Annotated in this window: 12 protein-coding genes; 3 read left to right on the top strand and 9 right to left on the bottom strand. The window is 63.1% G+C overall.

Going from position 1 to position 12,140, the window contains the following annotated elements:
- From Q0J81_RS01370 to Q0J81_RS01380, 3 genes are all read left to right on the top strand, one after another.
- Positions 1-276, top strand: a 276-nt coding sequence (locus Q0J81_RS01370) for an HU family DNA-binding protein (protein WP_294445613.1), incomplete at its 5' end; no start/stop codon positions are given.
- Between the two features lie 253 nt (positions 277-529).
- The gene (locus Q0J81_RS01375) at positions 530-1,480 is read left to right on the top strand and encodes an aminotransferase class IV (protein ID WP_294445614.1); all 951 of its coding nucleotides are present in this window, start codon (positions 530-532) and stop codon (positions 1,478-1,480) included.
- Between the two features lie 18 nt (positions 1,481-1,498).
- The gene (locus tag Q0J81_RS01380; protein ID WP_294445615.1) at positions 1,499-1,930 is read left to right on the top strand and encodes a hypothetical protein; all 432 of its coding nucleotides are present in this window, start codon (positions 1,499-1,501) and stop codon (positions 1,928-1,930) included.
- Positions 1,931-2,084: 154 nt separating this feature from the next.
- Here Q0J81_RS01380 and priA read toward each other — a convergent pair whose 3' ends face one another.
- The 9 genes from priA to purD form a co-directional block, all read right to left on the bottom strand.
- Positions 2,085-4,538, bottom strand: a complete 2,454-nt coding sequence (gene priA / locus Q0J81_RS01385) for a primosomal protein N' (protein WP_294445616.1) — start codon at positions 4,536-4,538, stop codon at positions 2,085-2,087.
- A 184-nt stretch (positions 4,539-4,722) separates the two neighbouring features.
- Entirely contained in the window at positions 4,723-5,073 is a 351-nt protein-coding gene (locus Q0J81_RS01390; RefSeq protein ID WP_294445617.1) for a DMT family protein, read from the bottom strand.
- A 94-nt stretch (positions 5,074-5,167) separates the two neighbouring features.
- Positions 5,168-6,373 (bottom strand): aspartate kinase, encoded by a 1,206-nt coding sequence (locus tag Q0J81_RS01395; protein ID WP_294445619.1) that lies wholly within the window; start codon positions 6,371-6,373, stop codon positions 5,168-5,170.
- A gap of 32 nt (positions 6,374-6,405) precedes the next feature.
- Complete coding sequence (locus Q0J81_RS01400; protein ID WP_294445620.1) at positions 6,406-6,951, bottom strand: tRNA (adenosine(37)-N6)-threonylcarbamoyltransferase complex ATPase subunit type 1 TsaE; 546 nt, start codon at positions 6,949-6,951, stop codon at positions 6,406-6,408.
- A complete protein-coding gene (locus Q0J81_RS01405) occupies positions 6,936-8,600 on the bottom strand; it encodes an NAD(P)H-hydrate dehydratase (RefSeq protein ID WP_294445621.1) in 1,665 nt (554 codons plus the stop codon). The genes Q0J81_RS01400 and Q0J81_RS01405 overlap by 16 nt, the downstream gene beginning before the upstream one ends.
- 101 nt (positions 8,601-8,701) lie before the next feature.
- Complete coding sequence (gene acpS / locus Q0J81_RS01410; protein WP_294445622.1) at positions 8,702-9,082, bottom strand: holo-ACP synthase; 381 nt, start codon at positions 9,080-9,082, stop codon at positions 8,702-8,704.
- 96 nt (positions 9,083-9,178) lie between these two features.
- Positions 9,179-10,210, bottom strand: a complete 1,032-nt coding sequence (locus Q0J81_RS01415) for an alpha-hydroxy-acid oxidizing protein (RefSeq protein WP_294445623.1) — start codon at positions 10,208-10,210, stop codon at positions 9,179-9,181.
- 77 nt (positions 10,211-10,287) lie between these two features.
- On the bottom strand, positions 10,288-10,782 hold the full coding sequence (purE, locus tag Q0J81_RS01420) for a 5-(carboxyamino)imidazole ribonucleotide mutase (protein ID WP_294445624.1): 495 nt from the start codon (positions 10,780-10,782) through the stop codon (positions 10,288-10,290).
- Between the two features lie 72 nt (positions 10,783-10,854).
- Complete coding sequence (purD, locus tag Q0J81_RS01425; RefSeq protein ID WP_294445625.1) at positions 10,855-12,138, bottom strand: phosphoribosylamine--glycine ligase; 1,284 nt, start codon at positions 12,136-12,138, stop codon at positions 10,855-10,857.
- Between the last annotated feature and the right edge of the window lie 2 nt (positions 12,139-12,140).

Genomic DNA, 12,140 nt, shown 5'->3' on the forward strand with positions numbered 1-12,140 from the left:
GTGGAAGCGGTGTACAATGACAAGAATCTCGGCCGCAACCGTGCGGAAGTGAAGAATATCGTTGAAAATCTGCTTGCACTGATGAAGCAGGCCATCAAGAAGGATGACGCGCTTCTCATCAGCGGTTTCGGGAAGTTTGAAGCCTACGACAAAAACGCCCGCAAGGGACGCAACCCGCAGACTGACGAATCCATCACTCTGCCTCCGCGCAAGGTGGTGGTGTTCCGTCTCTCCCGCAAGTTCCGCATGGAACTCAACGGCGGTGAAGAGGCGTAGTCCAGGGCGGTGTCCCGTGCAAGAAGGGCCTGCTTCGGCAGGCCTTTTTTCGTGCCTGAAAGAGGGCTCATGCCTGTACTCCCGCCTGTTTTTGAGCTAGAGCAGTGTTACAGTTGCGGCGCGCCGTTGCAAGTTCCGCCGCTGCGCCGGCCGTGTGCACGGAAGTTTTGGGCAACGCCATGCCGCGTCTGCCCCAGGTGTGCCGCTCCGGCGCGGAAATCCTGGCTTTTGAGCCAGCCATGGAGAGTGTGTCATGTCTGTTCCCGTCATAAACGCCGCCGAGTGGACGGCAAAGCTCATGGAGCTGCCGCGCAGGGGCGCGGCCAGTGTCACGGCCTTTTACGAACATCGCATGGGAGCGATCTGCCGGGATCCCCGTCTGCTGCTCGTGCCGCTGGACGACCATATGGTGCACCGCGGCGACGCCATTTTTGAAAGTCTTACCTTTCTTGAAGGCCGCATCGTGCAGCTCGACGCCCATCTTGAACGCATGAAGCATTCCGCCTCCACGCTGTCGCTGCTTCCGCCCTGTCCGTGGGAAGAGGTACGCTCCCTCATGCTCGACGTGGCAAAGGCCGGAGGCGAACCGTACGGCGGCCTCAAGGTGCTGCTCGGTCGCGGCTGCGGCGGGCTCGGCGTAGATCCTGCGGAATGCCTGGAAAGCAGTCTGTACATCGTGGCCACCCGCGGGAAGCCTCTTCCCGGGGCTTTCTGGCAGAAGGGGCTTACGGCGGCACGAAGTGCGATTCCGGCCAAGCAGGAGTGGCTTGCCCGGATAAAGTCCACCAACTACCTCGCCAATGCGCTCATGGCAAAGGAAGCCCGGGAACAGGGCGTGGACCTCACGTTTTCCTTTGATGACGACGGTTTTCTTGCCGAGGCGGCCATTGCCAACGTGGCGCTGGTGGACAGGGAAGGCCGCATGCTCATGCCCAGGTTCCGTCATGCGCTTCCTGGGACCACGGCCATACGCGCCATGGAGATCGCAAAATCCTTCATGCCCGTAGTTATCACTGATATCACTGAAGAAATAGTAGAACAGGCCTCCGAGATTCTGGTACTTGGTACTACATGCGAGTGCGTGGCGGTCACGCACTACAACGGCAAGCCTGTAGGCGACGGCCGTCCCGGTCCCATGGCGGACAGGCTGCGCCATCTGCTGCATGACGCTCTTGTGACCGGAGGCGTGCCGTTCCTCCAATGATCAACAAGTGAGGAACTTATGCGCATCAAGACTCTGTTCACCGGTTTCTGCTGTGGTATCCTTCTGGCTCCCGCAATGGCTTTTGCTGCCGATTCCGCTCCCGCTCCCAAGGCGGAGAAGCAGACGGTGGCCGACACTCCCTTCGTCATTGTGGCTCCCAGCGAGGAAATCGTGGTCACCTTCCCGCTGTTCGTCGTGGAACGCGGCGTGGTGGAAAGCGTTGACGTCAAGAAAGGTACCTTCACCCTCAAGGACAAGCAGGGCGAAGTTTCCACCATCAAGGTGACGGACAACACGCTGGTGGAAAACGTGTACGCCGACATCTTCACCTGGGACACCAAGAAGGGCATCGCCGACCTCAAGAAGGGCGACAAGGTGCGCGCCCGCGTGTTCCCCGGCGATGACGGTCAGCCTTCTTCCGCCATTTCTCTGGACGTGTATAAGTTCTGATCGGTCGGTTTTCGTCAGTCATGAAGGCCGGAGTCGTCCCGTCTGCGGGAGACCCGGCCTTTTTGCGTTTCTCCGGCATGACACGCTTCCGGAAAACGGAGCCTTTTGGAAAGGCAAGGGCTTTGCAGAGGAAGAATTTCGGGCACTCGGCAGGCTACAGCATGTTCACAGGATCGAGGTCGAGGGAGATTCTGAGCTCGTGAGGCATGTTGCCGAGGGCTCTCAGGGCGAGCGCGTAGGCCTGACGAACGTGCTGCCAGGAATCGGCCTTCATGAGGCACTGAAAGCGCATGCGGCCCTGAATACGGGAGAGCGGCGCAGGAGCCGGGCCGAGCACGGTGAGACCGAGGGCGCGACCGTGGGAGCGAATGGCCGAGGCAAAGGCGTTCACACGGCTCTGTCCATCCTTCCAGTCCCACGGATAGGAGACCCTGACAAGCGCCAGCTTGACGAACGGCGGGTAGCGGCGCTGCCTTCTCAGGGCGATTTCATGTTCATAAAAGCCTTCGTAGTCGCCTGTTTTCACGAAGTCCCAGCAGTAGTGATGAATGTCTCTTGTCTGAATGAGCACACGCCCCGGTTTCTCGCCTCGTCCGGCGCGTCCCGACGACTGCACGAGAAGCTGAAACGTGCGTTCCGCCGAGCGGTAGTCGGGCATATTGAGGCCCATGTCGCCGTCGGCCACCACGGCCAGGGTGACGTTGGGAAAGTGATGCCCCTTGGAGAGCATCTGCGTGCCCACGAGCACCTGCGCTTCCTGCCGGGCAAAGGCGGCAAGTATCTCTTCCATGCGCCCGGGACGGCTCGTGCTGTCTCGGTCGAGCCGGAGCACGCGGCCTCCGGGGGGAAGCGCCCCGGCGAGTTCTTCCCCGGCAAGGCTTTCTTCCAGCTTTTCCGTGCCTTCCCCCATGGGCAGGAAGTTCAGGCCGCCGCATTTTTCACAGGGCGAGGGAAAGGGGCGCGTGTGCCCGCAGTAGTGGCAGACAAGCTGTTCGCGCTTTTTGTGATAGGTGAGGGCTATGTCGCAGTTGGGACATTTTGCCACGGTGCCGCAGTTCAGGCAGTACATGAGCGGCGCGTAGCCTCTGCGGTTGAGCAGCACCACGGCCTGTTCGCCGCGCTGCACGGTCTCTCTGAGCGCTTCCACGGCCCGCGGGGAAAGAAGCTTTGAGGCCGGCTGATCCTTGATGTCCACAAGCTCTATGGCGGGCAGTGTGCCGCCTCCCGTGCGGTGCGTCAGCCGTGAAATGGGGAAGAGCCCCTCCTTGGCCGCGTGAAAGGTCTTGATGTCCGGCGTGGCCGAACCGAGTATGAGCAGCGCCCTGTGTCTGCGTGCCCGCTCCCAGGCTACTTCCTTGGCCTGATAGGGAAGGCGGTCTTCCTGCTTGAAGGATCCGTCGTGCTCTTCGTCCAGAACGATGGCTCCGAGCGGCGGTACGGGCAGAAAGAGCGCGGAGCGCGTACCGATGATGAGACACGGCTCCCTGCGCGCGGCGAGACGGCGGAAGGTACGCTCCCGCTGCTGCTGGCTCTGGTAGCCGTGATAGAAGAATATGGGCATTCCGGGAAAGCGCTGTTCGGCATCCCGGCGCAGCTTGAGGGCTATGGCTACTTCCGGGGCGAGAATGAGTGCGGAGCGCCCCCGTTGAAGGCAGGCGTGGGCGAGTTCCAGATACACGGCGGTCTTGCCGCTGCCCGTGATGCCGAAAAGAAGATGGGCAAAGGGGCGCTTTTCATCCCGCGCAAGGGCGTCCATTTCTCCGCAGTATTCGTTGAGGGCCGCCTGCTGCTCGTCTGTGAGCTGGAAGGGGGGCTCGGGCGGCGGCAGAAGCTCCTCGCCTAGTTCCGCCTCCTCTTCGTCGGGCGCAGCAGGACGCAGCTCCACGAGCTTGTTTTTGATGAGCGCCGTGAGGGTCTGGGCGCTGCCTGGCAGAGCCTCGCGCAGCCTTTTGCGAGGCACCACGCCGTTTTGCAGCAACCAGTCGAGCATTTCACGCTGCTTTACGGCGTTGGGGCGCACCGGCCACGGCGGATCGCACGCAAGGGCGCAGAGCTCGCCGTCGGCGGCATCTTCGGCCAGCATGAGAACTTCCGCCCGTCCGTGCATGAAGTCCCGCGCAAGAGAAGTCCGCTCTTCGGCGTCCATGGCGGGAATGTCGCGCAGGGCGAAAAGGCGCGGCTTGCGTCCTTTTCCGTCGATGTCCGGCAGAAACTGCCGTACGCGTATGCGCGCGGTGACTCTCAGTCCCTGGGGCAGAAGGTTGCCGAGTACGCGTCCCGGAGAGGAGTACTGACGCGCGGCAAGCTGTTCCACGGTTTCCATGTAGTCCTGCGGAAGAAGCGGCGCAAGCTCCAGCGGCCAGGTGATGGGGCGCAGGGTGATGTCCCCGTTTTTTTTCATACCGTGCTGCCCGGAGGAGCAGTCTTTCAGGGCATTCTTGTCGTCGTCGGCAAATACGGCCGTGACGACGCCCGCGCGTATGGCCCCGCTGCCGAGCGGCACGGCCACGCGAAGGCCGATGCGCCACGGAAAGTCGGGAAATTCTCCGGGCGTCAGATAGCTCAGCGTGGCGTAGGGCGGCGTGCAGAGGGCGACATGGCAGATCATCGTTCTGTCCTGTTCAGATTCCGCGTGAAAACCTTGGAAAGTTGCGTCGTCTCCCGGAGGCGAGAGGCGTAAGCATGGGGACGGGCCATGGGGGCGAAACCCGAAGCGCTGAGCGAAGCCCCTTCGGAGAAAAATCCGCTCGGCAGCGGGAATAATGGGCTCGACGCTTCAGCGTGCGGAAACGTCAACCCTTGAAGACGAAGAAGGCCCCGGCCACGATGAGCGCAAAGCCCACGGCATGATTCCACGTAAGGCTTTCTCCGAGATAGAGTGTGGAGAATATGCCGAATATGGTCAGGGAAATGACTTCCTGAATGGTCTTGAGCTCGGCGGCGGAAAAATAGCCGTAGCCCACGCGGTTGGCGGGAACCTGAAGGCAGTATTCAAAGAAGGCTATTCCCCAGCTCACGAGAATGGCTCCCACAAAGGTGAGGGAGTGATGACGCAGATGCCCGTACCAGGCATAGGTCATGAAGATGTTGGAGCCGATGAGCAGAAGGACGGTGATGACGGGAACGGGCAGATGAAGATTCATGACGGCCTCGCCGTATCCTTGCGGCAGGTGGAAAAAGAAAGGGGAGCATGCTCCCCTTTGTCGATATGGCATGGCCGGGCCGAAGCCCGGACGACTACAGGTCGAATTCCTTGTGCAGGACGTTGACCGCAAGTTCGAGGTCGGCTTCATCCACCAGGCAGGAAATCTTCACTTCCGAGGTGCTGATCATGATGAGGTTGATGCCGGCCTTGTAGAGCGCGTCGAAGGCGCGGCTGGCCGCGCCGCTGTGATTGCGCATGCCCACGCCGACCACGGACACCTTGGCGATGTTGGAGGAATGTTCGATGCTGCTGCAGGCGGGAGCAGCCTTTTCCAGCACGTCGAGGGTACGCTTCAGATCCTTGCGGGACACGGTGAAGGCCATGTCGGTGACGCCGTCGCGGCTGGCGGTCTGAATGATCATGTCCACCACGATGCCCGCATTGCCCAGCGGGCTGAAGATGCTGGCCGCAGAACCGGGTCTGTCGTGCACGTCGCGGAGCGTGACTCTGGCTTGATCCTTATCAAATGCGATGCCCGAAACGAGCACGGACTCCATCATGATGTCCTCCTTGGTGACCAGCGTGCCCGGATCGTTCGAGAAGGTGGAACGAACCCGGACGGGAACATTATATTTTTCGGCGATTTCTACGGAACGTATCTGCAGGACCTTGGCGCCCATGGAAGCCATTTCCAGCATTTCGTCGTAGCTGATGCGCTCCATTTTATGGGCGTCCTTGCACATGCGCGGATCGGTGGTATACACGCCGTCCACGTCGGTATAGATGTCGCAGCGGGTCTCGTCTCCGAGAGCGGCCGCTACGGCAACGGCGGACGTATCCGAACCTCCGCGGCCGAGTGTGGTGAGACGCATGTCGGGCGTGCGGCCCTGGAATCCGGCCATGACGACGACGTCATAGGTCTTGAAGGCCTCTCTGATGGTGTCGGCGTCGATGGTGTCGATACGGGCGTTGCCGTAGGCATCGTCGGTGACGACGGGCAACTGAAAGCCCAGGAAGGAGCGGGCCTTCACGCCGGAGTCGCGCAGGAGCATGGAAAAAAGCGCCACCGATTCCTGTTCGCCGGTGGTGAGCAGAACGTCGAGTTCTGCGGGATCGGGTTCGTCCGACCACTGATAGGCCCTTTCCAGCAGGCTGTTGGTCTGGCCGTAGCGGGCGGAGAGAACCACCACTACTTTGTAGCCTTCCTCAAGCGCGGCAAGTACCTTGGTGCGCACCTTTTTCATGCACTCCAGGTCGGCGACGGAGGAACCTCCGAATTTCTGCACAAGAATACGCATAGGACATCCTGAAAAAAGGAGATAAGGAACGGTTAAGCCTCGTGGGCGGACAGAAAACGTTTTTCAAGCCGGCCCATGAGCTCGCTCAGAAGCTTTTCAGCCGCTTCGCCGCGGGCTTCAATCGTTGCCAGCCGAAAAGTTTTGCATGATTCCTCAGTCTTGTCCAGAGCTTTTGCCCCGTTTCCCCGCACCGGCGCAAGATGAATGTCGAGTCTTTCCGGCGCGTAGTGGTCGGCGGCCAGATACTGAGGCCATTCGAGGATGAGGAAGGGATCGCCTTCATCCAGCATTTCTTCCATTTCTTCGGGAAGCGTCGCGCCTTCGGAGAGGCGGTAGAGATCCGCGTGCAGCACTTCGGGGCTTGTGGGGTACACGTTGCACAGCGTGAAGCTCGGGCTTGCCACTTCGGCGTTTTGGCCGCCGGGCAGCGCAGCCACGAAGCCCCGCGTGAAGGTGGTCTTGCCTCCGCCGAGTTCGGCGAAGAGGTAGAGCGTGCGAAGAGACGAGGCAGTCATGGCCTGCGCCAGCATGGCGCCAAATTCCATGGTGTCTTCGGGGCTTTTCAGAAGGATGGGCATGATTCCCCCGTTTCGCCTGCCAGACCGAGCACGGCGGGCAGGGTGTTGGCTATGTCATGCGGGCCGTTGCCGCGCATGGGAAATTCATATGAGAGGCGCATGCCCGCAAAGGCGTGGAGCCATACGCCGAGCGTGGCAGCCAGAGAGGCAGGGCAGCTGCGGGCGAGCAGGGCGCCCGTGAGACCGGCGAGCACGTCGCCGGAACCGGCCACGGCAAGCTGAGGCACCTGCCAGGGCGAAATGACGGCAGGTTCTCCCGGGCAGGCAATGAGCGTGCCTTCGCCCTTGAGCACCCATACGGCGGGAGCAAGGGAGGCAAGCGCCTTGAGGGCGGCAAAGCGGTCGGCCTGCACGTCGCGTACGCTCATGCCGAGGAGCGTGGCCGCCTCGCCGGGGTGCGGCGTAAGCACGTCGCAAGGGCGAAGCTGCGAGAGAAGCTCCGGCTCCTTGGCCAGGGCGAACAGGGCGTCGGCGTCCAGAACCATGGGGGGCCTGCAGGAAAGGCGCATGAGCGCTCGGGTGAACGCAAAGGCTCCTTCACTGCGCCCGAGTCCGGGACCGAATACCAGCGCGCCGTAGGTGGGCAGCACGTCGGCGATGACTTCTGCATCCTCTGCGCACCAGTCGCCGTCCTGCGCATGACCGGAGAGGGCGCGCAGGGTCAGGGCCGGCATGGAAAGTCCGGCGGCGTCGAGCACGTTTTTCGGGCCGGCCAGCGTGACGAGTCCGGCGCCTGCGCGAAGCGCCGCCCAGGCCGCAAGACAGGGCGCGCCCGTGTAGGCGGCGCTTCCTCCTGCCACGAGCACCCGTCCGGCCGCGCCCTTGTGGGCCGGACCTCGGGAAGACGGTGTTGCCGGACGTTCGAAAAGCTTTTCGATGCGGGCGGATACGCCGTGCTCCAGCCTATATGGCGCGCCGCGGTCGAACGAGCGGGAATCGGCGGCAATCCAGGTGCGGAACGAGGGCGGGTTTTCTTCCTGCACGCGCCTCGGCATGCCTATGGGACGCACCTCGAGCGTGCCGGTGAACTCCTGTGCTTCGGGAAGAAGCAGGCCGGGCTTGGCAGCCTGAAAGGTGACGGTGACGTGGGCGCGTACGGCAACTGGCGAGGGACGGCCCGTGCGGGCGGAAAGGCCCGAAGGAATGTCGACGGCAAGAACGAGGGGCGCGTCGAGGTCGTTCAGCCTGTTTATGAGCCTTTTTTCCTTCTCCCTCAGCTCGCCGTGAAAGCCGGTGCCGAGAAGACCGTCCACCACGATGTCCGGCCGTGCAGGAACGTCTGCTTCGCCCTTTTCCCATGCCTCCGCGGAAACGACGGGAACGCCGAGGCTTGCGGCCACGCGCAGCCAGTGGTCGGCAGCGCCGCGGTACTGCTCCATGGTTCGGGTGCACACGAGAACGGGCCTGGCTCCGGCATCCAGAAGATGGCGCGCCATGCAGAAGGCGTCGCCGCCATTGTTGCCGCCGCCCGCAAGAAGAAGCACGGACGCTTCGGGCAGAGGGACGCCTTTTTCCGCAGCATGGGCGCGCAGTGCATCCATGCCGGCTCGTGCGGCGTTTTCCATGAGCGTTTCTTCAGAAATGCCAGAGCGTATGGCCGCGGCATCCCAGCGGGCCATTTCTTCCGGTGCGGGAACGGGTACGAACATGATTTCCTCCTGTGCGGCAGGCGGAAACGGTCATGCCGCGCGTTCAAGAAATGCGGTCGCCATGCGGCCTGTCCTCCTGCGCAGGGAGGGCGGAAATGTTGTCAGGATTCCAGAATGACCACGGCTCCGGCCACGTCGCGCTCGTGGGAAATGGACACGTGCAGGGTCTTTATGCCCAGTCGTTCGGCCCGTGCGGCGGCTTCTCCATGCAGAAGAAGACGTGGACTGCCGGAGTCGGTGGAGAGGATCTCCACGTCGTGCAGGCCTATGCCGCCGGAAAATCCGGTGCCGAGCGCCTTTACGGCGGCTTCCTTGGCGGCGAAGCGTCCGGCCACATAGGCCGTGCGTCCCGCGGCTGCGACGGGCAGCCGCTCGCGCTCTCTGCCCGTGAGCACGCGTCGGACAAAGCGCTCGCCGTAGCGCTCGAGCAGCGTTCTGATGCGCGGCAGGGCCGCAAGGTCGAATCCTGTGCCTTGAATCATGCTGTCAATGATGCTGTGCGTTTTTTCGTGTCCTGCCGCATCGCGTGGAAGAGATGCGGGCCGGGGCCGGTCCGGTTGTCCGGACCGGCCAAAGAGCTAGGCCAGAATGTCGGAGCTTATGGAAGCGATGTCGGCGCAGCCGGTGAGGGCCATGGCCGAGGTGAGCTGACCCTTGATGTCGGCCACGTAGGCGGCCACGCCGTCGATCTGTCCGCCGATGGCGGCCACGGAGAAGGGACGACCGATGAGCACGGCCTTCGCGCCGAGAGCAAGGAGCTTCAGCACGTCGGTGCCGGAACGCACGCCGCCGTCGGCCAGAACGGGGATTCTGTCGCCAACGGCCGCGGCGATGCCGGGCAGCACGTCGGCGCCGCCGGGCGTGCCGTCAAGCACGCGGCCGCCATGGTTGGACACCACGATGGCGTCCACGCCGGCGTCGATGGCGATGCGCGCGTCGGCCACGGTCATCACGCCCTTGATCATGAACTTCGCTCCGCGCTCATGCACGAACTTTGCGATTTCCGCCAGTTCTTCCGCGCTCTTGGGAGCAACGGGACGGCCCTGCAGACGCAGGGTCACAAGGCCCGCGGCGTCCACGTCCATGCCCACCACGGGGCAGCCAGTGGCCGTGGCGGATTCCAGTCTGTTCCACAGAAAATCGCCTTCCCAGGGCTTGATGAAGGGAATGCCCCAGCCTTCGGCCTTGCGGACGGCGGCAAAGGCGCAGTCGGGGATGAGAGAACCCACGCCGTCGCCGCCGCAGCCGATGATGCCCGCCTTTTTGGCACCGCAGATCACGGCTTCGGCATAGGCGGCTTCATCCACGGGATTCTGGGAGGAGTCGCCCATGTTGAAGGCCACGCCGCCGATGGGAGCGGCAAGAAGGGGCAGGGCAAGCTTGAGGCCGAGAATTTCAGTGGAGGTGTCGGGCTGGGCCGCGGTGTGGAGGCAGCGCATGGCAAGCTTCACTTTGGCCAGAGCTTCCACGTTGGCGCGGAAGGAAGAGCCGGTGCCGAGGCCGCCCATGCCGGGCACTTCGCCGGAGCAGGCGCGGCCGTCGCACTGCGGGCAGACGCGGCAGTGGCCCTTCATGCGTTCGCGGGCAAGCTGTTTAATGGATGCGTCCATGGTCATCTCTCCTGTACGGTAAAAGGATGTGCGGTTCCGTGGCCGGAGGTCAGGAACAAAGGGGGATGAAAGAAGGATTAAGCGCTGTGCCTGGCTTCCAGCTCGGCGGCAGCCTTGCTGACGGAGGCCTTGTAGCCTTCGCGTTCGGCGCGGATGAGACCGGCCACGCGCTCGTCGTGCAGGGCGATGATCTGGGCGGCGAGCCAGGCGGCGTTCTTCGCGCCGTTCAGGGCCACCGTGGCCACGGGGAAGCCGGAAGGCATCTGCACCGTGGCGTAGAGGGCGTCGAGCCCGCCGATGGTCGAACCGGCCACGGGAATGCCGATGACGGGCTTTATGGTGCGGGCGGCCACGGCGCCGGCAAGATGGGCGGCCATGCCCGCGGCGCAGATGTAGACCTGACAGCCGTCAGCTTCAAGCTCTTTCATGAGCTCTTCGGTGCGTTCGGGAGTGCGGTGGGCCGAAGTGATGGTGTAGCGGTAGGAAATGCCGAGCTTTTTCAGGACGTCGGCGCAGGGGCTCACGACGGAATCGTCGGAGGCGGAGCCGATGAAAATGGCAACTTGAGTCATGGGAGAATCCTTGATGCATGACGCGCCGGAAGCATTGCAAAAGACGCTTCCGGCGCAGAGTGAAAGAGAAAATCAGGCGAGGCCCAGGCGTTTCAGGCCCTTGAGACCGATGTCGCTGCGGAACTGGCTGTGCTCCATGGAGAGATGGTCGAGGCCTTCATAGGCTTTCTTCTGCGCTTCCCTGAGATCCCTGCCGAGTGCGGTGACGCACAGTACGCGACCGCCGTTGGCAAGAATGCGCTCGCCCTCCCTGCGGGTACCGGCCTGGAAGACCTGCACGTCGTCCAGGCTTTCGGCCTCGTCTATGCCGGAAATGGGCATGCCCTTGGGATAGGAGCCGGGGTAACCTGCCGAGGTGAGCACCACGCCGAGGGCCGAGCGGTCCTCGATGTCCAGCTTCATGGCGTCGAGACGCCCTTCGATGCACGCCGTCATGACGTCGGCAAGATCGTTTTTGAGACGCATGAGCAGCGGCTGACATTCGGGATCGCCGAAGCGCACGTTGTATTCAAGCACCTTGGGGCCGTCGGCGGTCATCATGAGACCGGCGTACAGAATGCCGGTGAACGGCGTGCCGCGGCGCGCCATTTCGGCAAGAATGGGCCGTGCCACGATGTCGGCCATGGCGTCGAGCCTGTCGTCGGGAAGCACGGGCGCGGGGCTGTAGGCTCCCATGCCGCCGGTATTGGGGCCCTTGTCGCCGTCGAACACGGCTTTGTGGTCCTGGGCGGAAGGCAGGGGAAGTGCGGTCTTGCCGTCGCAGAAGCACAGAAGCGAGACTTCCTCGCCCTTGAGGAATTCTTCGATGAGCACGGTGCTGCCCGCGTCGCCGAAGGCCCTGTTGTCGAACATGAGGTCGAGTGCGTTCTTGACCTCTTCGTCGGTCATGGCCACGATGACGCCCTTGCCCGCGGCAAGGCCGTCGGCCTTGATGACGAGCGGTGCGCCGTGGGCGGCGACAAAGGCGTCGGCGTCGGCTCGGCTGGTGAACACCCCGGCGGCCGCCGTGGGCACGCCCGCGGCATGCATGACTTCCTTGGCGAAGGCCTTGCTGCCTTCGAGTCTGGCGCATGCCGCCACGGGGCCGAAGCAGGGAATGCCCGCTTCCTTCATGGCGTCCACCACGCCGAGCGTGAGGGGCAGTTCCGGACCGGGAACCACGAGATCCACGGCCTTTTCCCGGGCAAAGGCCACGAGGGCGGGAATGTCGCTGTCTTTGATGTCCACGTTGGTGGCAATGCCCGCCGTGCCGCCGTTGCCGGGAGCAACGAAGATTTCGGTCACGTCGGGGCGCTGGCTGAGCTTCCATGTCAGGGCGTGTTCGCGTCCGCCCGAACCTATGATGAGTATGCGCATGA

The sequence above is a fragment of the uncultured Mailhella sp. genome (assembly GCF_944324575.1).
Lineage (GTDB): Bacteria > Desulfobacterota > Desulfovibrionia > Desulfovibrionales > Desulfovibrionaceae > Mailhella.